Annotated in this window: 17 protein-coding genes; 7 read left to right on the top strand and 10 right to left on the bottom strand. The window is 65.0% G+C overall.

The window, feature by feature from the left end; translation table 11 throughout:
* Positions 1–14: 14 nt before the first annotated feature.
* Complete coding sequence (locus ACVJNE_RS21505) at positions 15–179, bottom strand: hypothetical protein (RefSeq protein ID WP_173187931.1); 165 nt, start codon at positions 177–179, stop codon at positions 15–17.
* Positions 180–728: 549 nt separating this feature from the next.
* On the bottom strand, positions 729–1,544 hold the full coding sequence (locus tag ACVJNE_RS21500; protein ID WP_421929455.1) for a tetratricopeptide repeat protein: 816 nt from the start codon (positions 1,542–1,544) through the stop codon (positions 729–731).
* A gap of 136 nt (positions 1,545–1,680) precedes the next feature.
* On the opposite strand from ACVJNE_RS21500, the gene ACVJNE_RS21495 reads away from it, so the two are divergent.
* A complete protein-coding gene (locus ACVJNE_RS21495) occupies positions 1,681–3,057 on the top strand; it encodes a leucyl aminopeptidase family protein (RefSeq protein ID WP_499568828.1) in 1,377 nt (458 codons plus the stop codon).
* Positions 3,058–3,064: 7 nt separating this feature from the next.
* On the opposite strand, the gene ACVJNE_RS21490 is transcribed toward ACVJNE_RS21495, so the two are convergent.
* Entirely contained in the window at positions 3,065–3,619 is a 555-nt protein-coding gene (locus tag ACVJNE_RS21490) for a TetR/AcrR family transcriptional regulator (RefSeq protein ID WP_499568827.1), read from the bottom strand.
* Between the two features lie 137 nt (positions 3,620–3,756).
* On the opposite strand from ACVJNE_RS21490, the gene ACVJNE_RS21485 reads away from it, so the two are divergent.
* From ACVJNE_RS21485 to ACVJNE_RS21470, 4 genes are all read left to right on the top strand, one after another.
* The gene (locus tag ACVJNE_RS21485) at positions 3,757–4,905 is read left to right on the top strand and encodes an efflux RND transporter periplasmic adaptor subunit (RefSeq protein WP_499568826.1); all 1,149 of its coding nucleotides are present in this window, start codon (positions 3,757–3,759) and stop codon (positions 4,903–4,905) included.
* Positions 4,902–7,982: an efflux RND transporter permease subunit gene (locus ACVJNE_RS21480; protein WP_368801782.1), complete on the top strand. Its 3,081-nt coding sequence runs from the start codon at positions 4,902–4,904 to the stop codon at positions 7,980–7,982. Before ACVJNE_RS21485 ends, ACVJNE_RS21480 begins: the two co-directional genes overlap by 4 nt.
* A gap of 99 nt (positions 7,983–8,081) precedes the next feature.
* The gene (locus tag ACVJNE_RS21475; RefSeq protein WP_499568825.1) at positions 8,082–8,432 is read left to right on the top strand and encodes a MarR family winged helix-turn-helix transcriptional regulator; all 351 of its coding nucleotides are present in this window, start codon (positions 8,082–8,084) and stop codon (positions 8,430–8,432) included.
* Positions 8,429–9,289, top strand: coding sequence for a C40 family peptidase (locus ACVJNE_RS21470; protein WP_499568824.1), 861 nt, complete (start codon positions 8,429–8,431; stop codon positions 9,287–9,289). The genes ACVJNE_RS21475 and ACVJNE_RS21470 overlap by 4 nt, the downstream gene beginning before the upstream one ends.
* A gap of 7 nt (positions 9,290–9,296) precedes the next feature.
* Here the strand turns inward: ACVJNE_RS21470 and ACVJNE_RS21465 are convergent, their stop codons facing one another.
* The 7 genes from ACVJNE_RS21465 to ACVJNE_RS21435 form a co-directional block, all read right to left on the bottom strand.
* On the bottom strand, positions 9,297–10,238 hold the full coding sequence (locus ACVJNE_RS21465; RefSeq protein WP_499568823.1) for a 2-hydroxyacid dehydrogenase: 942 nt from the start codon (positions 10,236–10,238) through the stop codon (positions 9,297–9,299).
* A 23-nt stretch (positions 10,239–10,261) separates the two neighbouring features.
* Positions 10,262–11,893, bottom strand: a complete 1,632-nt coding sequence (locus ACVJNE_RS21460) for an ABC transporter ATP-binding protein (protein WP_499568822.1) — start codon at positions 11,891–11,893, stop codon at positions 10,262–10,264.
* On the bottom strand, positions 11,890–13,041 hold the full coding sequence (locus ACVJNE_RS21455) for an ABC transporter permease (RefSeq protein WP_499568821.1): 1,152 nt from the start codon (positions 13,039–13,041) through the stop codon (positions 11,890–11,892). Before ACVJNE_RS21455 ends, ACVJNE_RS21460 begins: the two co-directional genes overlap by 4 nt.
* Positions 13,042–14,133, bottom strand: a complete 1,092-nt coding sequence (locus ACVJNE_RS21450; protein ID WP_421928357.1) for a microcin C ABC transporter permease YejB — start codon at positions 14,131–14,133, stop codon at positions 13,042–13,044.
* Positions 14,134–14,200: 67 nt separating this feature from the next.
* The gene (locus ACVJNE_RS21445; protein WP_499568820.1) at positions 14,201–16,078 is read right to left on the bottom strand and encodes an extracellular solute-binding protein; all 1,878 of its coding nucleotides are present in this window, start codon (positions 16,076–16,078) and stop codon (positions 14,201–14,203) included.
* A complete protein-coding gene (locus ACVJNE_RS21440) occupies positions 16,075–17,952 on the bottom strand; it encodes an extracellular solute-binding protein (RefSeq protein ID WP_499568854.1) in 1,878 nt (625 codons plus the stop codon). Before ACVJNE_RS21440 ends, ACVJNE_RS21445 begins: the two co-directional genes overlap by 4 nt.
* 152 nt (positions 17,953–18,104) lie before the next feature.
* Positions 18,105–18,917 carry a c-type cytochrome gene (locus ACVJNE_RS21435; protein ID WP_499568853.1) on the bottom strand — a complete coding sequence of 271 codons (813 nt, stop codon included), beginning with the start codon at positions 18,915–18,917 and terminating at the stop codon, positions 18,105–18,107.
* Positions 18,918–19,131: 214 nt separating this feature from the next.
* On the opposite strand from ACVJNE_RS21435, the gene ACVJNE_RS21430 reads away from it, so the two are divergent.
* Both ACVJNE_RS21430 and ACVJNE_RS21425 read left to right on the top strand, forming a co-directional pair.
* Positions 19,132–19,872 (top strand): 3-deoxy-manno-octulosonate cytidylyltransferase, encoded by a 741-nt coding sequence (locus tag ACVJNE_RS21430; protein ID WP_499568819.1) that lies wholly within the window; start codon positions 19,132–19,134, stop codon positions 19,870–19,872.
* Positions 19,869–20,738, top strand: coding sequence for a prephenate dehydratase (locus tag ACVJNE_RS21425; RefSeq protein WP_499568818.1), 870 nt, complete (start codon positions 19,869–19,871; stop codon positions 20,736–20,738). The genes ACVJNE_RS21430 and ACVJNE_RS21425 overlap by 4 nt, the downstream gene beginning before the upstream one ends.
* The last annotated feature ends 11 nt before the right edge of the window (positions 20,739–20,749 follow it).

The following is a 20,749-nucleotide window of genomic DNA, read 5'->3' as shown; positions in this document are numbered from 1 at the left end:
GGCGCGTGCCCGCTTCAGAAGCGCTTGATCCCGCGGAACCGAACCGGATCGATGCCGAGACGCAGAAGGTCTGCGTCCCTTGCGGGCCGGTGTTCACGCGTGGCCGCCGATACGGCGAATGCGCTTCCCACTATGTCGAGGAATTCCGAGATTCCCCTCGTCAGTGATCTGTTGGACATTTTTCCTGTCTCATCGGCTGTGCGATGCGACGTAGATAGGAAGCCGGCTGCCGCAGCGGAAGCGACGTTTCGACATAGCCGTCATGCATTTTTGTGCAGTGCAGCATGGCCGCTGGGAGGTCCGGTTCCATCTTCGGCGGGGGCGGGGGCGGGGGCGGGGGCACGTCCCCGAAGGCGTCATCCCGGCCGACCGAGCGGAGCGAGGAAGAGCCGGGACCCATTGGTTCGGAAATCGTGGAGCGCGGCCCGGTTCTGGGTATAGAGCGTGTGATTGCCGCCAGGAGAGTTTGTCAGCGTCGCCGCGAGAGCCCGCCGCTCGGCCACGCTGCTCAATGGGTCCCGGATAGCCTGCGCTGCGCTTCGGCTTCCGGGATGACGGGGGAGAGGTGACGCCGTGTGCTGCACTTATCGTCGGTGACGGCGACCATGACGAATGTCGGGGCGAGAACCGGGCCGTGCTAGACGATTTTCGCACCAATGGATCCCGGCTCTGCGGTCGCTCCGCTCCCTTGACCGGGATGACGATGGGAACGGCGGATGCCGCCGCTTTCAGTTGGTGTTCTTTTCTTCCTGCTCGAGCTGGTTCCAGGCGTTTTGCTGGGAGAGCATGGTGCGCAGGTAGGCGACGTTGGCCTGGGCCTGGTCGGGTGAGAGTTCGCGGCTGGCGATCTCTTCGGCTTCCTTGAAGCGCCCCTGCAGGCCTACGACGAGGGCGAGGTTCTGGCGCACGCGGCTGTCGGCGCCCTGCGTCTCGACGGCCTGTCGCATGTAGTTCTCGGCGGTCTTGAGGTCGCCTTCAAGCAGATGCGACATGCCGAGGTTGGACAGGATGGAGGGTTCGCCGGGCTTCATCTCGAGGGCGCGGCGATAAAGCTGGCGGGCCTCCTGCGGCTTGCCGAGCTGGTCGAGGATCGCTGCCTCGGCCGAAACGAGCTTCCAGTCTGGATATTCAGGTGTCTGGGCGCGGCGCACGGCGTCGAGCGCCGGCTCCAGCTCACCGGCCGCGGCGAGCGCCTTGCCGTAGGCCGCAAGCACCTGGCGCTCCTTGGGATAGTCGATCGCAAGCTTGCGCATCACCGCCAGCGACTGGTCGGTTCGCCCGTTCATCTGCAGGACGGAGGCGTAGCGCATCGCCGTGTTCACGTCCTTGGGGTTCTTGGCGTAAATCTGGCCCAGCGTCTGCGCCTCGGACGCGAGCTGCTGTGTCGACATGGTCTCGACGGGGGCGGAGGACGGACGGCTGACCGATCCGGTCGTGATCCGGTCCTTGGTGGCGCAGCCGGCCAGCGCCAGGGCCAGCGCAAGTGCCGCTGCCGTGGTGCGAAGGCGTTTTCCCGTTGCGTTCGTCGCGCGGTTGGTCAACATCTGCACGCTCGTCTCCATGCCGTCATTGCCCTGCGAGAGGGCGCATCCGGGAACGAGCAATAGTCTGTTAACCCTAACGGACGGTTAAGGCGCTGGCGCCAGCGCCGGGGTTCCGTCCGGCATCAGGAAGTCTCCCATGCCGCTGAAACTGACCGAAAAGCCCGCGCGTGACGCACGTCCCGTTCACCTCGTCACCAAGAAAAGCTTCGACCAGCTAGATCTCGACGACCGGTCGCGCGCCTGGGCGGCAGCCAACGGGTTTTCGGGGCAGGCGGGCAAGCTGCTGGTGCTGCCGGGCGAAGGCGGCGCCGTAGCCGGCGCGCTGTTCGGTGTGGCCGCCGAGCGCGGCGGCTTCGCGCCGCTGGAAACGGGAACACTCGCGCGCCAGCTTCCCGATGGAGCATGGCGGTTTGCCGGGCAGGTCGGGGAACCGGAACTGGCGGCGCTGGGTCTGGCGCTGGGTGGCTACAGCTTCTCCCGCTATCGCAAGAACGAGACGCCCAAACTGGAATTCGCCGTTGCCGACGGCTCGGACCTCGCGGCGGTGCAGCGCCGGGCCGATGCAGTCTACCTCGTGCGCGACCTCATCAACACACCGACGAGCGACATGGGCCCTGACGCGCTGGAGGCGGCTGTGCGCAAGCTGGCCAAGGCGCACAAGGCGAGCGTGAAGGTGATTGCCGGCGACGATCTCCTGAAGAAGAACTTCCCGATGATCCACGCCGTGGGACGCGCATCCGCGCAGGCGCCGCGGCTCGTCGACCTGACCTGGGGTCCGAAGGGCGCACCCAAGGTGACGCTGGTGGGCAAGGGCGTGTGCTTCGACACCGGCGGGCTCGACATCAAGCCGGCCTCCGGCATGCTGCTGATGAAGAAGGACATGGGCGGGGCCGCAAATGTGCTGGGCCTTGCGTCGATGATCATGGCGGCGGGGCTGAATGTGCGGCTGCGGGTGCTGGTGCCGGCGGTCGAGAACTCCATCGCGGGCAACGCCTTCCGGCCGGGCGACGTGCTCCAGAGCCGCAAGGGGCCGACGGTGGAGATCGGAAACACCGATGCGGAAGGCCGGCTGGTGCTGGCCGACGCGCTGGCGCTTGCCGACGAGGAAGAGCCGCAGGTGCTGATCGACATGGCCACGCTGACGGGTGCCGCGCGCGTGGCCCTCGGTCCCGACCTGCCACCCTTCTTCACCGATGACGAGGCGTTTGCATCCGATTTGGCGGAAGCCTCGATGCGTGTGGCCGACCCGCTGTGGCGGATGCCGTTGTGGACGCCCTATGACAGGAAGCTCGCTTCCAAGGTCGCCGACGTCAACAACGTGACGTCGGATGGCTTTGCAGGCGCGGTGACGGCAGCCCTGTTCCTGCGCCGTTTCGTGGAGAAGGCGCAAAGCTGGACGCATCTGGACGTGTACGGTTGGAGCCCGGTTGACCGGCCCCATTGCCCGGTCGGCGGCGAGGCGCAGGGCATTCGCGCAATCGAGGATGTGCTGGCGCGCCGCTACGGCGGCTGAGGGCGCGTTACTGGTCCGGCGCGGCTTCGAGCAGCGTCTTCAAGCGCTCGGTGACGAGGTGGAACTCCTCGTCGGTCAGGACGTCCAGGTTTATGAGGGCCGAATTGCGCACGCCCAGCGCGACCAGGAAGATGACGATCGACAGCGCCGGGTCGGCGCTGTTTTCCTTCATGCGGTCGAGCAGCTCGCGCTCGAAACGACGCACGGGTCTCAGGAAGTCCGGGTTTTCGGCGAGTGCCGCAAGCAGACCCGAGGGCGGCGGCTTGTTGCAATCGTGGTCTTCCACGAAAAGCTCGAGATAGGCTTCGGCTAGGCCGTTGGGTTCGCCCTGCTTTTCGGCTGCGCGCTCCGACAGGGTTTCGGCGAAGCTCGAGACGAACATCTCCACCACGCCTTCCATGAGCGCGGCTTTCGTGGGAAAATGATAGAGAAGTCCGCCCTTGGATGTGCCTGCCCGCGCGGCCACGGCGTCGAGGGAGAGGCTGCCGGCTCCCGATTCACGAGAGATGTCCGCCGCCGCTTCAAGGAGACGCTGCCTGGTGTTGGGTCGCTTCTCTGCCATTTCACCTACAATCGGGGTTGACAATACCGTCCAGACGGTACAGTAGATCGCGCTCGATTTGCAAGGTTATTATTGCGGCCCTCTCACGGAGGCCGTTGGCCTTTGCTCGTCGGTTCCAGCCAGAAAGCCCAACACCTATGATCAAGCGCCTCCTCATCGCAATCGTACTGCTAGCCGTCCTCGCGGCAGGCGTGGTCGGGTTCAATATGTTCCGCGATCAGGCGATCGAGAACTTCTTCGCCAACATGCCGGTTGCGACCGTCACAGTCTCCACGGTGGAGGTCAAGCCGGAATCGTGGACCCCGTCGATCGATGCGATCGGAACGGTCAACGCGATCCGGGGCGTGGACCTGACGGTGGAGACGACGGGCATCGTCAAGGAGCTGCACTTTAGCGCCAACCAGCGGGTCGAGCAGGGCGAGGTGCTGGTGCAACTCGACGACGCCGTGCAGCGGGCCGACCTGTTCGCCGCGCGCACCCAGGCCGATCTCGACAAGCAGGCGCTCGATCGCGCGATGGAGCTGCAGCAGCGCGGCGTCGGCTCGACGGTGTCGCTGCAGGCTGCCGAAGCGGCTGCGGCGGCTTCCGGCGCGCAGGCCGAAAAGCTCGAAGCGGTGCTGCAGCAGAAGCAGTTGCGCGCGCCCTTCGCCGGCACCGTCGGTATCCCGCGCGTCGACATTGGCCAGTATCTGCAGCCGGGCACCAGCGTGGTGACGCTGCAGGACCTGGAGACGATGCGGGCCGACTTCACCGTGCCGGAGCAGCGGCTGAGCCAGCTCAGCATCGGCCAGCCGGTGCGCCTGACCGTGGATGGCGACGACAACGAGCTGACCGGCGAGATCGTGGGCATCGACCCGAAGGTCGACCCGTCCAGCCGGCTGGTTTCGGTGCGCGCGGCGATCGAGAACCCCGACGAGCGTCTGACGCCCGGCCAGTTCGCACGCATCTATGTCGATATGCCGAAGGAGGACGACGTCATCGCGCTGCCGCAGACGGCCGTCGTGACGAGCCTCTACGGCGACTATGTCTATGTCGCACGCAAGCCCGAGGCTGACGGCGAACAGCAGGCCCCGGCCGAAGGCGAGGCCGAGAAACTCGAGGCGCGGCAGGTCTTCGTGACGGTGGGACGCAGGTCCGGCAGCCAGGTGGAAATCGCCTCCGGCCTCGAAGGCGGCGAGATGGTGGTGACGGCAGGCCAGAACCGCCTCAACAACGGGACCCCCATCGCCGTCGACAACACTATCGATCCGGCCGGACAGACCGGTGAACAGGCGGCGTCGAAATGAGCTTCTCCGACATCTTCATCCGCCGGCCCGTCCTGTCGTCGGTGCTCGGCATCATGATCCTGCTCCTGGGCTTCCAGGGTCTCTTCAACCTCCAGGTGCGCCAGTATCCGGAGGTCGAGGAGACCGTGATCACGATCACCACGATCTATCCGGGCGCCAGCGCCGAGCTGATCCAGGGCTTCATCACCGCGCCGATCTCGGCCGCCGTCGCCACGACGGAGAACGTCGACTACGTCACCTCGCAGAGCCGTCCGTCTGCGAGCGTCGTTTCCGTGCAGATGCGGCTGGGCTCCAACCCCGACGTCGCGCTGACGGAGGTGATGTCGAAGGTGCAGCAGGTGCGCAGCCAGTTGCCCAGCGAGGCCGAGGACCCGACCATCGTCAAGGGCACGGGCATGCAGTTCGCCACCATGTATCTGGCGCTGCAGAACCCGAACATGACCAATGAGCAGGTGACGGAATATATCGAGCGCGTCATCCGGCCGCGCATGTCGACCATTCCGGGCGTCGCCGAGGTCCAGATCATGGGCGCGGCCAACTACGCCATGCGTGTCTGGGTCGATCCGGTGCGGCTGGCCGCCCGCGGCATGACCGCCGCGGAGGTGATGAACGCCATCAACTCCGCCAACTTCCTCGCGGCCCCCGGCAAGACCAAGAACGAGTTCGTCACCTATTCGGTGACGATGGAATCGACGCTGCAGAACCCCGAGGCGTTCGGCCAGTTGCCGCTCAAGGCGACTGGCGACGACGTCGTGCGGCTGCGCGACGTCGCCGAGGTGGAGCTCGCCGCCGAAAGCAGCGACATGGTCGTTACCTTCAACGGCCAGCCGGGGACCTTCATCGGCGTCTTCCCCACGCCGTCCGCCAACCCGCTGGACACGGCCTCGGCCGTGCTCGACGAGTTGCCGGCGATCCAGGCGAGCCTGCCCGAGGGCATGACGCTGACGATGATGTATAACGCCACCGAGCAGATCAGCGCATCGATCCGCGAGGTGTTCACGACGATCTCCGAAGCGGTGGTGATCGTCATCGTCATCATTCTTCTGTTCCTGGGCTCCTTCCGATCGGTGCTGATGCCGATCGTCACGATACCGCTGTCGCTGATCGGCGTCTGTTTCGTACTGTTTGCGCTTGGCTACTCGATCAACCTCCTGTCGCTGCTGGCGATGGTGCTTGCCATCGGCCTCGTGGTCGACGACGCGATCGTGGTGGTGGAGAACATCCACCGCCATATCGAGGAGGGGCTGAGCCCCCGGCAGGCGGCGTTCGTCGGCATGAAGGAGATCACCGGCCCGGTCGTCGCGATGACGATTACGCTGGCGGCGGTGTTCGCGCCGCTCGCCTTCATCGGCGGCCTGACGGGTTCGCTGTTCCGCGAATTCGCCATGACGCTGGCTGGCGCCGTCGTCATCTCCGGCATCGTCGCCCTGACGATCACGCCGATGATGTCGGCGCGGCTGCTCAAGCGCGGCGGCCACAGCCGCTTCCAGCAGGCTGTCGACAATACCTTCGACCGCGTCTCGGCGCGTTATGAACGGCTGGTCCACGGTTCGCTGAACTATCGGCCGGTGACGGTGCTGATCGTGCTGGTGCTGGTGGGCCTGACCGGCTTCATGTTCATGAAGACATCGAGCGAGCTCGCGCCGGAAGAAGACGAGGGCGCGCTCTTCGCACTGGTGACCGCGCCGCCTTATGCGACGACGGAATACACCAAGATGTACACCGATCAGATGCGCGCGTTGACGGAGGACCTGCCGGAGCTCGACGCGAACTTCTCCATCGTCGGTTTCGGCGGCCAGACCAATTCAGGCATCTCGGTGTGGGCTCTAAAGGACTGGGCCGAGCGCGAGCGGTCGCAGAAGGAAATCCAGCAGGACATCCAGGCGCGGCTGTCCAAGATCGCCGGCGTCGAGGCGCTGGTCTTCGCGCCGCCCTCGCTGCCGGGTGCCGGCGGCGGCCTGCCGATCTCGCTGGTGATCCAGTCGACCGGCGATCCGAGCCAGGTCTACGAGGTGGCCGAGCAGGTGCGCCAGGAGGCACAGGCAAGCGGTCGCTTCATCGTCGTGCAGAACTCGCTCGCCTTCAACGCGCAGCAGGTGGTCATCACGGTCGACCGCGAACGCGCGGCCGCACTCAACCTGCCGGTGCGCGACATCGGCTCCACGCTGAGCCTGCTGGTGGGCGGCGGCGCGATCGCGCAGTTCGACCGCGATTCCAACAGCTACGACATCATCATGCAGGTGCCGCAGGAGTACCGCGAGAATCCGGAACGGCTGGGCGACTTCTTCGTGCGCAGCGCCACCGGCCAGATGGTGCCGCTTTCGGCGGTGGTGACGATCTCGACCGGCGTGAGCGCGGCCGCCATCGAGCAGTTCAACCAGCTTAACTCGGCGACGATCTCCGCGCTGCCGCTGCCGGGCGTCACCACCGGCGACGGTCTCGCGCTGATCGAGGACATCGCACGGCCGCTGCTGCCGGACGGGTTCTTCATCGATTATTCCGGCCAGTCGCGGCTGGAGATCGAGCAGGGCAACACGATCGTCATCGCCTTCGCGCTGGCCGTTGTGGTGATCTATCTGGTGCTCGCAGCGCAGTTCGAGAGCTTCCGCGATCCGTTCATCATCATGATGACGGTGCCGCTGTCGATCTTCGGCGCGATGCTGCCGCTGAACCTCGGGCTTTCGACGCTGAACATCTACACGCAGGTGGGCCTGATCACGCTGATCGGCCTGATCACCAAGCACGGCATCCTGATGGTGGAGTTCGCCAACCAGCAGCGCGAGGCCCATGGGCTCGACCGCTTCGAGGCGATCGTCGCGTCGGCTAAGGTGCGCCTGCGGCCGATCCTGATGACCACGGCGGCGATGTCGCTGGGCGTGGTGCCGCTCATCATCGCCTCTGGCGCCGGTGCGGCGGCGCGCTTCTCGATGGGCCTCGTCATCTTCACCGGCCTGATCATCGGCACGATGTTCACGCTGTTCGTGGTGCCGATGTTCTACAGCTTCATCTCCGCCAAGGAGATGGGCCATGTCGAGGACGACGCTCCGCAGCCGCAGGGGGCGCCGGCTGGCGAGTAGCCGCCGTAGAGACGAAATGAAGAGCGGCCGGTGCCTTGCGCCGGCCGCTTTTTTTCGCTTGAATGATACGGAACCGAAACGACCTTCCGTGGAGCGCCGATGGGCATCGCGATGCGTCCCAGCCAGTCGCTGCGGCTCTGGCAGCAGGTCACGCTGGCGGAGGTGCAGGCGGCCTCGCACGACCTGACCATGCGCCAGATGGCGATCCTGCTGACGGTGTATCTCGACCCGCCGCCGCACACCGTGCGCGGGCTGGCCGAGAAGCTGGCGGTGACCAAGCCGGTGATTACCCGCGCCCTCGACACGATGGGCTCGCTCAAGCTGTTGTCGCGCCACCGAGACGAGAAGGACAAGCGCAACGTTCTGATCAAGCGCACCGTGGAGGGCGCGCTGTTCGTCGAACGCTTCGGTGACCTCGTCATCGACAAGGCCGCGGAGCTGCCGATATGAACGCTCTTGACCGCAGGTTGCAGGCCTTCCGGCCCGATCTCGCCGACGAGCGGCTGAAGGGCGCGGTGGAGGCGCAGCGTTTCGTTGCTGGCCGCCCGGCGCGGGTCGCCGCGCCCGTTCTCGACCTGCGCAACGCGCCGCGGCCCGATGCCGGGCTCGACACCCAGCTTCTGGCCGGAGACGAGGTGATGGTCTTCGAGGAAGCGGAAGGTTTCGCCTGGGTGCAGGGCGCGCGCGACGGCTATGTCGGCTACGCGCCGGCGACGGGGTTGGAGGCGCCGGGTGCGGCGCCCACACATGTCGTCGCCGCGCCGCGCACCTTCAGCTATCGCGAAGCCGACATGAAGAAGCCGGCCACGGGCGCCTTCTCCATGGGCAGCCGGCTGACGGTGGTCGGCAATGCGACGACGCGCGGCACGGACTACGCGCTTCTTGAAAGCGGCGAGGCGCTGGTCGCCGCGCACCTGCGACCTGTAGGCACGGTCAGCAGCGACTATGTCGCGGTCGCCGAAGAGCTGGAGCGCACGCCCTATCTGTGGGGCGGGTCGAGCGCCTTCGGCATCGACTGTTCCGGCCTCGTGCAGCTTTCCATGCGCATGGCGGGAAGCGGCGTGCGCCGCGACACCGACATGCAGGCGGCCACGATCGGCGCGGCGCTGGAGGTGGGCAATGATCTCGCCGGGCTGAGCCGCGGCGACCTGGTCTTCTGGAAGGGCCACGTGGCGATCATGGTCGACGAGAAAACCATCATCCACGCCAACGGCCACACCATGATGGTCTCACGCGAACCGCTCGCCGCGGCCGTGAAGCGCATAGCCTATCTCTACGGCCCGCCGACGGGGTTTCGGCGGGTGTGACCTTCGCTCAATACCCTTCCGCGCGGTCGACGACGTTCTGCAGCGCCTCGCCGCGTTGGTGGCGGGCGATCTGTTCGAGCATCAGCGGGGCGAGATGGACCGGATCGGAGGTGGCGGCCGCGTGCGGGGTTACGAAGACGCGCGGGTGCGTCCAAAGCGGGCTCTGCTGCGGCAGTGGCTCCTGCTGGAAAACGTCGAGGCTTGCTTCCTTCAGCGTACCGTCGTCGAGCGCCTGCAGGATGTCCGTCTCCTTTTGCAGCTTGCCGCGTCCGCCATTGATGAGGATCGCGCCGCCCAGCCGGTTTTCGCGGCGCAGGCCGCGCAGAAGCGCATGGTCGATGATGCCTTCGGTGGCCGGCGTATGCGGCAGCAGCACCACCAGAATGTCGGTCGCGGCAAGGAAGTCGCGCAGCCCGTTTTCGCCGTGGAAGGTGGTGACGCCTTCCATCGGGCGCGGCGTGCGTGTCCAGCCATTGACCTTGAAGCCGAGCGCCAGCAGGGCGGAGGCGCAGGCGCGGCCGAGCTGGCCAAGGCCCATGATGCCGACGCTGACATCGTTCGAGGCCGGTTGTGACAGCTCGTGCCAGGTCTTCTGCGCCTGATGGGCGCGGTAGGTCATGCCGTTGCGGTGATGATCGAGCACGCGCCAGGTCATGTATTCGACCATGTGCTGGGTCAGATTGTCGGCGACGATGCGCGCGATCGGCACCTCGGGCAGGCCGGGATCGGCAAGAATGTGGTCGACACCGGCGCCGAGCGAGAAGATCGCCTTGAGGCCTGTCAGCCCTTCGAGAGCGCCGTGCGGATGCTTCCAGACGACGGCATAGTCGATCGCTTCGCCGTCCGGCTGGGTGACGACGTCGTGTTCGGCCGACAGAAGTTCCTTCCACAGCTTCGGGTCGTAGCCGGTAACCGAAAGCAGGATGCGACTGCGCGCAGGTGAAGACATGGCGGGAATTCCTGAAAGTGAAGCTACTGGCTGACGACGCCGGCGGGCGCGGTGGCGATGTCGAAGGCGGCGGCGATCAGCGCCTTGGTATAGTCGGTTTGCGGGTTCTCGAAAATCTGCTCGGTCGAACCCTGCTCCACCACCTTGCCGTTGCGCATCACGATGACGTGGTTCGACAGGGCGCGCACCACCTTGAGGTCGTGGCTGATGAAGAGATAGGCGAGGTCGTGCTTCTTCTGCAGGTCGCGCAGGAGATCGACCACCTGCGCCTGCACGCTCATGTCCAGCGCGGAGGTCGGCTCGTCGAGCATGACGAAGCGTGGCTTCAGCACCATGGCGCGCGCGATCGCGATGCGCTGGCGCTGGCCGCCGGAGAATTCGTGCGGGTAGCGGAAGCGGGTGGCCGGATCGAGCCCGACCTCGCCGAGCACGTCGACCACCATGGCGTCGCGCTCGTCGACGGACAGGTTCGGCTCGTGGATCTTCAGGCCTTCCTCGATGATCTCGGAGACCGACATGCGCGGCGAAAGGGAGCCGAACGGGTCCTGGAAGACGATCTGCATCTCGCGGCGCAGCGGGCGCATCTGCTTGAAGGAATAGCCGTCGATTTCCTTCTGGCCGAGCATGATCTTGCCCTCCGACGAGATCATGCGCGACAGGGCGAGGCCGAGCGTGGTCTTGCCGGAACCGGATTCTCCGACGACGCCGAGCGTCTGGCCGGCCTTGACCACGACGTCGATGCCGTCGACCGCCTTCACGTGGTCGACGGTATTCCTGAAGAAGCCCTGCTTGATCGGGAACCAAACCTTGATGTCGTCGCCCGTCATGACCGTCTCGGCGTCCGGGTTCGCCTTGGGGGCGGTGCCCTTCGGCTCGGCGGCGAGCAGGTGGCGGGTGTATTCGTGCTGCGGGTTCTCGAAAATCTCGCTGGTCGGGCCGGCCTCGACGATCCGCCCCTTGGTCATCACGCAGACCTTGTCGGCGATGCGCCGGACAATGCCGAGATCGTGGGTGATGAACAGCATCGACATGCCGTTCTTCTTCTTCAGCTCGTCCAGCAATTCGAGGATCTGCGCCTGCACCGTCACGTCGAGCGCGGTGGTCGGCTCGTCGGCGATCAGCAGCTCCGGCTCGTTGGCGAGCGACATGGCGATCATCACGCGCTGGCGCTGGCCGCCCGACAACTGGTGCGGATAGGCGCCGAGGCGGCGTTCCGGCTCCTGGATGCCGACCTCGTGCAGCAGTTCCAGCGTGCGGGCACGGGCCTGCTTGTCGCCCATGCCGCGGTGGATCTTCAGGATCTCGCCGATCTGCTGCTCGATGGTGTGCAGCGGGTTGAGCGAGGTCATCGGCTCCTGGAAGATCATGGTGATCTTGTTGCCGCGTACCTTGCGAAGCTCCTTCTCGCCGCCTGCAAGCAGGTTCTCGCCGTGGAACAGGATTTCGCCCGAGGGGTGGCTGGCGGCCGGGTAGGGCAGGAGCTTGAGGACAGACAGCGCGGTGACCGACTTGCCGGAGCCGGATTCGCCGACGAGCGCGACCGTCTCGCCGCGCGCGATGTCGAAGGAGACGCGATCGACGGCGAGATTCTGCGCGCCGCCCTGCGTGAAGGCCACGGAAAGATCTCGCACGGAGAGGAGAGGTGTGTCGCTCATTTGAACGTCTTCCGGGGGTCGAAGGCGTCGCGCACGGCCTCGCCGATGAAGATCAGCAGCGACAGCATGATCGACAGCGTCAGGAAGCCAGTGATGCCGAGCCATGGCGCGTTGAGGTTGCGCTGGCCCTGGCGCAGCAGCTCGCCCAGCGAGGCCGAGCCGGGCGGCAGGCCGAAGCCGAGGAAGTCGAGCGAGGTCAGCGTCGTGATCGAGCCGTTGAGGATGAAGGGCAGGAAGGTCAGCGTCGCCACCATGGCGTTGGGCAGAAGGTGGCGGAACATGATCGTGCCGTTGGAGACGCCGAGCGCCCGCGCGGCGTTGACATATTCGAAGTTGCGCGCGCGCAGGAATTCCGCGCGCACCACGCCGACGAAGGCGACCCACGAGAACAGGAGCATGATGCCGAGCAGGATGAAGAAGCCCGGCGGCAGAACGGCGGCGATGATGAGGATCAGGTAGAGCACCGGGATCGACGACCAGATCTCGATCACGCGTTGGAAGATCAGGTCGGTCCAGCCGCCGAAATAGCCCTGCACGGCGCCGGCCGACACGCCGATGACGGCCGATGCCAGCGTGAGCACGAGGCCGAACAGCACCGATATGCGGAAGCCGTAGATGATGCGCGCCAGCACGTCGCGGGCCTGGTCGTCGGTGCCGAGCCAGTTCCAGTTGCCGAGCGTGCAGGCGGGGTCTGCGGCGCCGTCGAAATAGCGGCCGCAGCGCGTCTCAGCGTCATAGAGCCATGAGGGTTTGGCTGGCGCGGATTCGGGGATGTCGTTGTTGACCGTGCGGTAGGAATAGCGGATCGGCGGCCAGATCAGCCAGCCATTGGCCTCGATCTCCTCGCTGATGATCGGGTCGCGATAATCGGTGACGGCAAGAAACCCGCCGAATTTCTCTTCGGGGTAGTCGACGAGGACCGGGAACAGGATCTCACCCTTGTAGGACGCGAGGATCGGCTTGTCGTTGGCGATGAACTCGGCGAAGAGCGACAGCACGAACAGGACCAGGAAAATCCAGAGCGACCAGTAGCCGCGCCGGTTGGCCTTGAAGTTCTGCCAGCGGCGCTGGTTCAGCGGCGACAGCCATGGCCGCGCCGTGCGCTCGCGTACCTTCTCCACTTCGCCCTTGGCGATCACGTCGGACATCTAGACCTCCCGCCTTTCGAAATCGATCCGCGGATCGATCATCGTATAGGTGAGGTCCGAGAGGAGGCTGACGAACAGCCCGATCAGCGAGAAGATGTAGAGGGTGGCGAACACCACGGCATAGTCGCGGTCGAGCACGGAACGGAAGCCCAGGAGCCCCAGCCCGTCGAGCGAGAAGATGTTCTCGATCAGCAGCGAGCCGGTGAAGAAGGCAGAGATGAACGCGCCCGGAAAACCGGCGATGATGATGAGCATGGCGTTGCGGAAGACGTGGCCGTAGAGCACCTGCCGTTCGGACAGGCCCTTGGCGCGTGCCGTGACGACATATTGCTTGCGGATTTCGTCCAGGAAAGAGTTCTTGGTCAGCAGCGTGGTGGTAGCGAAGGCCGACAGCACCATCGCCGTCAGCGGCAGTGTCAGATGCCAGAAATAATCGAGGATGCGTTCCGGCCAGGACATGTCGCCCCAGTTCTCCGAGGTGAGCCCGCGCAGCGGGAACCAGTCGAAGAACGAGCCGCCGGCAAACAGCACCATCAGCAGGATCGCGAACAGGAAGCCCGGTATGGCATAGCCGACGATGACGATGCCGCTGGTCCACACGTCGAAGGCGGTGCCGTCCTTGACCGCCTTGCGGATGCCGAGCGGGATCGAGATCGAATAGGAGATCAGCGTGATCCATAGCCCCAGCGAGATCGACACCGGCATCTTCTCTATGATGAGGTCGATGACCGAGATGTCGCGGAAATAGCTCTCGCCGAAATCGAAGCGGGCATAGTTCCACAACATGTTGAAGAAGCGTTCGAGCGGCGGCTTGTCGAATCCGAACTGCTTTTCGAGCTGGGCGATGAAGGCGGGGTCCAGCCCCTGCGCGCCGCGATATTTGTAGTCGTTTCCGGCATCGAAGTTCTGCGAGACGTCGGCCCCGCCGCCGGAGAGGCGGTCGGTCGCGCCGCCGCCGTCGCCGGTCATGCGCGCGATCACCTGTTCCACCGGCCCGCCCGGCGCGAACTGGATGACGATGAAGGAGATGGCCATGATGCCGAACAGCGTCGGGATCATCAGCAGCAGGCGGCGGAGGATATAGGCGCCCATCAGTTTCCTTCGGGTTTCGAGCTGGACACGTCTGTAACCGGCTTTGTCATCACATGGGAAGCTTGCGTCAGCCGGTCATGCCGGTTGCCTGGACCTTGTCCGGGCGCGTCCACCATGTGTCGAGCACGCCGGTGGCGTATTTGGGACTGACCGCCGGACGGTCGTAATAGTCCCAGTATGCGAGCCAGCGTGCGGCCTTGTGCCACTGGAAGACCACGTAATGCTCGGCGCGGATGATCCGGTCGAGCGCGCGCGTGGCCATGGTGAATTCTTCCTGCGACTTCGCCGCGATGATCTTCTCCAGCACGGCGTCGATGGCGGGATTGGCCATGCCAGCCATGTTGAACGAGCCCGGCGAATTGGCGCTGACCGAGCCGAACACCTGCCTGATGAAGCGCGACGGAAAGAGCGACATCGTGAAGCGCGACACCACCATGTCGAAATCGAACTCGCGCAGCCGCAGCGAATATTGCGCGGCGTCCACGATGCGGTAGCTGGCGCGGATGCCGAGCTGGCCGAGATTGCGGATGAAGGCGTTGTGGTGCGGCTCGAACGAGTCCGAGTTTCCGAGAAACTCGATCGTAAGCTGCTCGCCGGAGGGTAGCAGCAGGCGGCGGCCCTCGAGCTTGCAGCCGGCCTCTGTGAACATCGCGAGCGCGGCGCGCATCTGGTTGCGGTCGCGGCCGCTGCCGTCTGTGACGGGCGCGACATAGGGTTCTTCGAAGACCTCCGGCGGAAGCTGGTCACGAAACGGCTCCAGCAGCGCAAGTTCCGCCTCGTTCGGCAGGCCCGACGCCTTGTTGTCCGACTTCTCGAAGAAGGAATTGGAGCGCTCGTAGAGGCCGTACATGATGTTGGCATTCGTCCATTCGAAATCGAACAGCATGCCGATGGCCCGGCGGATGCGCCGGTCCGCGAACTTTTCCCGGCGCGTGTTGAAGAACCAGCCCTGGCCGCCGGACGGCGTCTCGTCGGGATAGTCCTCGATCTTGACCCTGCCGTCGTTGATGGCCGGGAAATTGTAGTCCGTCGCCCAGTTGCGGGAGGTGAATTCCTCCCTGAAGAGGATGTTTCCACCCTTGAACGCCTCGAAGGATGCGGTCCTGTCGCGATAATACTCGTAGCGGATGCGGTCGAAATTGTAGCGCCCAACCATGACCGGGCGCTTGACCGCCCAATGGTCCGCGACCCTGTCGAACTCGATGAAACTGCCGAAATTGAAGCGGCCGACCCGATACGGTCCGGAACCCAGCGGCGCTTCGGAGAGCGTTGCCTGGAAATCGCGGCCTTCCCACCAGCTTTCCGAAAAGATCGGCGCGCCGGCGACGGTCAAAAGCACCGATATGCCGGCATCCGGTTTCAGCGTCACCGAGATGGTGCGCTCGTCCGGTGTTTCCATCGTCTCGACTTCGCGCAGCGTGCTGGCGATGTTTTCATGGCCGAGATCGCGCAGCGTGGTCAGGGTAAAGAGGACGTCCGAGGACTTGATCGGCGTGCCGTCATGGAAGGCGGCGTCGGGATGCAGTGTGAAGCGCCATGTCAGCCTGTCCTCGCTGACGACCACCGTCTCCGCCACATAGCCGTACATCGAGCTGGTCTCGTCGGACGAACTCGCCAGAAGCGAGGCGTAGGTGAGATCCATGCCGAATGCCGCGTTGCCGCGCAGCACATACATGTTGAGCGTATCGAACGTGTCGAAGTTCTGGTTGTAGATGCGCGCCGGCGACTGGGTGACGATGCGGCCGCCGCTGGGCGCATCCGGGTTCACATAGTCGAAATGCGCAAAGTCGGGTCCGTATTTCAGGTCGCCGAAGACCGATATGCCGTGAAGCGGCGTGTCCGTCGGCAACTGGGCGAAGGCGTCGCGAACCAGCAGAGGCGCCGCGACGGCCGCGCCGCCCAGCGCAAGAAAGTCGCGCCGGGCAATCATTCCACCGACCTTCATTGCGTCTCCTCGAAGCTGCGCTCGATCGCCTTTTCCTGGTCGGGACGGATCCACCAGGATTCGACGTCCACGCCGATATAGGAGGGCTGTTCTTCGGGGATGCCGAACTTGTTCCAGTAGGCGACCCATACCTCGGAGTTGTGGAACTGCGGCACGTAGTAGTAGCCCCAGAGGAGAACACGATCGAGGGCGTGGGTGGCCGCAATCAACTCCTCGCGATCCTTGGCGAAGATGACGCGCTCGACCAGCTTGTCGACGGCCGGGTCCTTGATGCCGGCATAGTTGCGGGTGTCGGGAAGGTCGGCGGCCTCCGAACCCCAATATTCCCGCTGCTCGTTGCCGGGAGACTGCGACTGCATCATCACGCCGGTGATGACGTCGAAGTCGTATTCCCGTACCCGGTTCACATACTGGCTGCTGTCGACGATGCGAAGCGAGGCGTCGATGCCTAGCCGCCGCAGCGTGTTGATATAGGGGCCGGTGAGGCGCTCGCTGTCGGGATTGAAGGAGAGAAACTCGATGCGGAAAGGCTCGCCCTGCTCGTTGACCAGTTGCCTGCCCTGCTGGCGCCAGCCTGCCTCGGCCAGCAGTTGCGAGGCGCGGCGAAGGTGGTCGCGCTGGGCCTCGCGGCTGTCATAGACCGGCAGCTTGAATTCCTCGGTGAAGATTTCCGGCGGAACCTCGTCACGGACGGTTTCGAGGATTTCGAGCTCCAGCCCCTCGGGCAGGCCACTCGACGCCAGTTCGCCACCTTCGAAGAAGCTGTCGGTGCGCGCGTAGAGCCCATGGAACTGGACACGGTTCAGGCTTTCGAAATCGTAGGCGAGCGTCAGCGCCTCGCGCACCCGCCTGTCCTGAAACTGCGGGCGCCGCGTGTTGAGCGCGAAGCCCTGCATCGGCTCGCCGGAGGTCGTTTCGTAGGTGCGCTTTAGCACGTCGCCGCGCTCGAAGGCGGGGAAGTTGTATTCCGACGCCCAGCGCGACGCGCGGTTCTCCACGCGGATGTCGTTCAGACCACCCTTGGTGAACGCCTGCCAGGCGGCGTTTTCGTCCTGGATGTAGGTGTATTTGCGCCGGTCGAAATTGTAGCGCCCGACATTCACCGGCAGGTCTTCCGCCCAGTAGTCCTCGACGCGTTTCCAGGTGATGTCGGCACCGGGACGGAAGGTCTCGATCTGGTAGGGGCCGGAGCCGAGCGGCGGCTCCAGCGTCGGTTGGGTGAAGTCGCGCTTCTGGCCCTGCGCGTCTTCGCCTTCCCACCAGTGCTTGGGCAGGATGGGCAGGTCGCCCATGATGTGCGGCAACTCGCGGTTCCCGGCCTGATCGAACTTGAACTCGACCTCGTGGTCGGACAGCGCGACCGCTTCGGTGACGTTGACGTAGTAGCGATTGTGGGTCTGGCTGTGCTGCTTGAGCATGTCGAATGACCAGACGACGTCTTCCGCGGTGATCGGCTCGCCGTCATGCCAGCGCGCATCGGGGTCGATCCGATAGGTCGCGTACGAATAGTCGTCAGGATATTTGAAGGCCTCGGCGATCAGCGCATGACTGGTGCCGGGATCGGCGATCGACTGCTGCATCAGCGTTTCCCACAGCAGGCCGCCGAAATAGTTGAGGCCGGCCGCCGCCGTGCCGCGCACGATGAACGGATTGAAGCTGTCGAATGTGCCGGACGTCACCGTGTTCAGCGTGCCGCCCTTGGGGGCATCGGGGTTGACGTGGTCGTAGCGCTCAAACGTCTCGGTCTCGGCTGCCTCGCTGATCAGCGACGAGGTTGTGCGCCATTCCGGTTCCTCCTGCGCTCCGGCCGCGCCGGTCAGCACGGCTGTTGCGATCATCGACAGAGCCAGAGTGCGAAAGCGCTTCAATCCCATGCCATCCTCATTCAGCGTGTGGTCCACGAATTCCTAAACTAGCCTTTGCGGCGCATATGAAAACCCTGCGCGGGCAAGTTTCCGTGCACCCCAGATTAACAAAAAAGCCGGGCGAAACCCGGCTTTTTCGTGATGCTGAGATTACATCTTTGTCATTGTTGCTGAGGGGTCGTCTCGCCGCTCTCGGTGCCGGCATCGGTTTCCGGCGAGGCGGCGCTGCCGTCATCGGGCGTTTCCGGCTGGGCCGGCTCGGCCTCTGTCTCTTCGGCGGGGGCAGTCTGTTCCTGGGCAGGGGCAGTCTGCTCTTCCGCAGGGGCGGCCTGATCCTCGGCGGGAGCAGCCCCATCCTCCGCTGCCGGGGCGGCTTCGCCTTCGGCGGCGGGCGCTGCGGCGTCGTCGGCCGGCGCTTCTTCTGCCGCGACTTCCGGCAGCGGGGCCGGGTCGCTGGAGAGCGTGCGCAGATAGGCGATCAGGTTGGCCTCTTCTTCCGGGTTCCTGATGCCGGCAAATGCCATGGCGGTGCCGGAGACGTAGGAGCGCGGCGCCTTGAGGAATTCGCTCAGGTGATCGTAATCCCACACCACCGAGCCGCCTTCGGAGAAGTCGCGCATGGCCGCGGAGTAGCTGAAACCTTCATGCGAAGCGATGGGACGGTTGACGATGTTCCAGAGGTTCGGGCCGACCTTGTTGGCGCCGCCTTCCTCGGGCGTGTGGCAGGCCTGGCATTTGCGGAAGGCCGTCTCGCCGGCGGCGGCGTCGGCCGTCTGCAGCAGCTCGGCGATCGACGGGCCCGCCTCGGCCGGTTCCGCGCCGCCCGCTTCCTGCTCCACCACCTCGATGGCGTAGCCGGGGTTTTCCGGTGCGTGGGTAGCGAAGATGGAATCGGACACAATGCTGACCGAAAAGACCACGAACGCCACCGCGAGAAACGCGCCGATCAGCTTGTTGAGTTCAAACGAATCCATCATCTATCCGAGGCTCCCTTGTCCGACCGCTCCGTCGGGCTTGCCCCCTTCTCGTGCGCAAGCCACATCCCCCGTGCGGTAGATGCCGGTGAAATCGCGCGGAAACTAGGTCTTTTGCTCGGTCCTTGCAACACATATAAGGGCACTTCCCAGTGAGACCTTTTGCCACTCGGGAATGCCCTCGCCATTCGCGCCGGAGACCCGTTTCCCAGCCATGTCCATCCTTGTCCTGATCCCCGCGCGCATGGCGGCGACCCGCCTGCCGGGCAAGCCGCTGGCGGACATTTGCGGCCGCCCGATGATCGCGCATGTCGCCGACCGCGCGGTGGAAAGCGGCGTGGGACGCGTGGTGGTGGCCACCGATTCGGCCGAGATTCGCGATGCCGTCGTGGCCAGCGGGCACGAGGCGGTGATGACCGACAGCGGCCACCAGTCGGGCTCGGACCGCATCTTCGAGGCGCTTCGGACATTGGACCCGGACGGAAAGGTCGAGACCGTCGTCAATGTGCAGGGCGATCTGCCGACCGTCGAGCCGCGGATCGTGCGCGCAGCACTCGAGCCGCTGGCGGACCCCGCCGTCGACATCGCCACGCTCGGCGTCGAGATCACCCATGACGAGGAGCGAACCGACCCGAACATTGTGAAGATCGTCGGCTCGCCGGTCGAGCCCGGCCGCCTGCGTACGCTCTATTTCACGCGCGCGACCGCGCCCTGGGGCGAGGGGCCGCATTACCACCATGTCGGTCTCTACGCCTATCGCCGCGCAGCACTTGCACGCTTCGTCGCCCTGCAACCCTCGACGCTGGAAAAGCGCGAGAAGCTCGAGCAGCTTCGGGCGCTGGAAGCCGGCATGCGCATCGATGCGCGCATCGTCGATGCCGTGCCGCTGGGCGTCGACACGCCGCGCGACCTCGAACGCGCCCGCACATTGATTTCACAAGGTCTGCCGAAATGATTGCAAAGACGAACAGGATTTCCTTCCAGGGCGAACCGGGGGCGAACTCCGACACCGCCTGCCGCGACATGTATCCCGACATGGAGCCGATGCCGTGCCCGACCTTCGAGGATGCGTTCAACGCGGTGGAGAGCGGCAAGGCCGACCTCGCCATGATCCCGATCGAGAACACGCTGGCGGGCCGCGTCGCCGACATTCACTACCTGCTGCCTGAATCGCGGCTGCACATCGTCGCGGAATATTTTCTGCCCATCCACTTCCAGCTCATGGTGCTGCCGGGAGTGAAGATGGAGGAGATCAAATCGGTCCACAGCCATATTCACGCGCTCGGCCAGTGCCGCAAGGTGATTCGCCGCCATCGCTGGAAGCCGGTCGTGGCCGGAGATACGGCGGGAGCTGCGCGTCTGGTGGCCGAGGAGGGCAACCGGAGCTGGGCTGCGCTTGCGCCGCGGCTGGCGTCGTCGCTCTACGGGCTCGACATCCTGGCCGAGAACGTCGAGGACGCCGAAAACAATGTTACCCGTTTCGTGGTGCTATCGAAGGAAAAGAGCTGGGCGCCGCGTGTCGATCCCGACCAGCTCATGATGACGACCTTCGTCTACCGCGTGCACAACATTCCCGCCGCGCTCTACAAGGCTATGGGGGGCTTTGCCACCAACGGCGTCAACATGACCAAGCTGGAGAGCTACCAGCTCGGCGGCAAGTTCTTCTCGACGCAGTTTTACGCTGACATCGAGGGGCACCCGGACGACAAGAACGTCGCCCAGGCGCTGAAGGAACTTGCGTTCTTCTCCCGCGAGGTCCGCATCCTCGGCGTCTATCCGGCGCATCCGTTCCGTGCGACGCAGAGCGTGGACGAGGACTAGGACCCCGCTTC

It is taken from the genome of Mesorhizobium sp. DxT (genome assembly GCF_058448885.1).
Note: the sequence above shows the minus strand (reverse complement) of the source record. Positions and strands in the feature narration are given on the sequence as shown.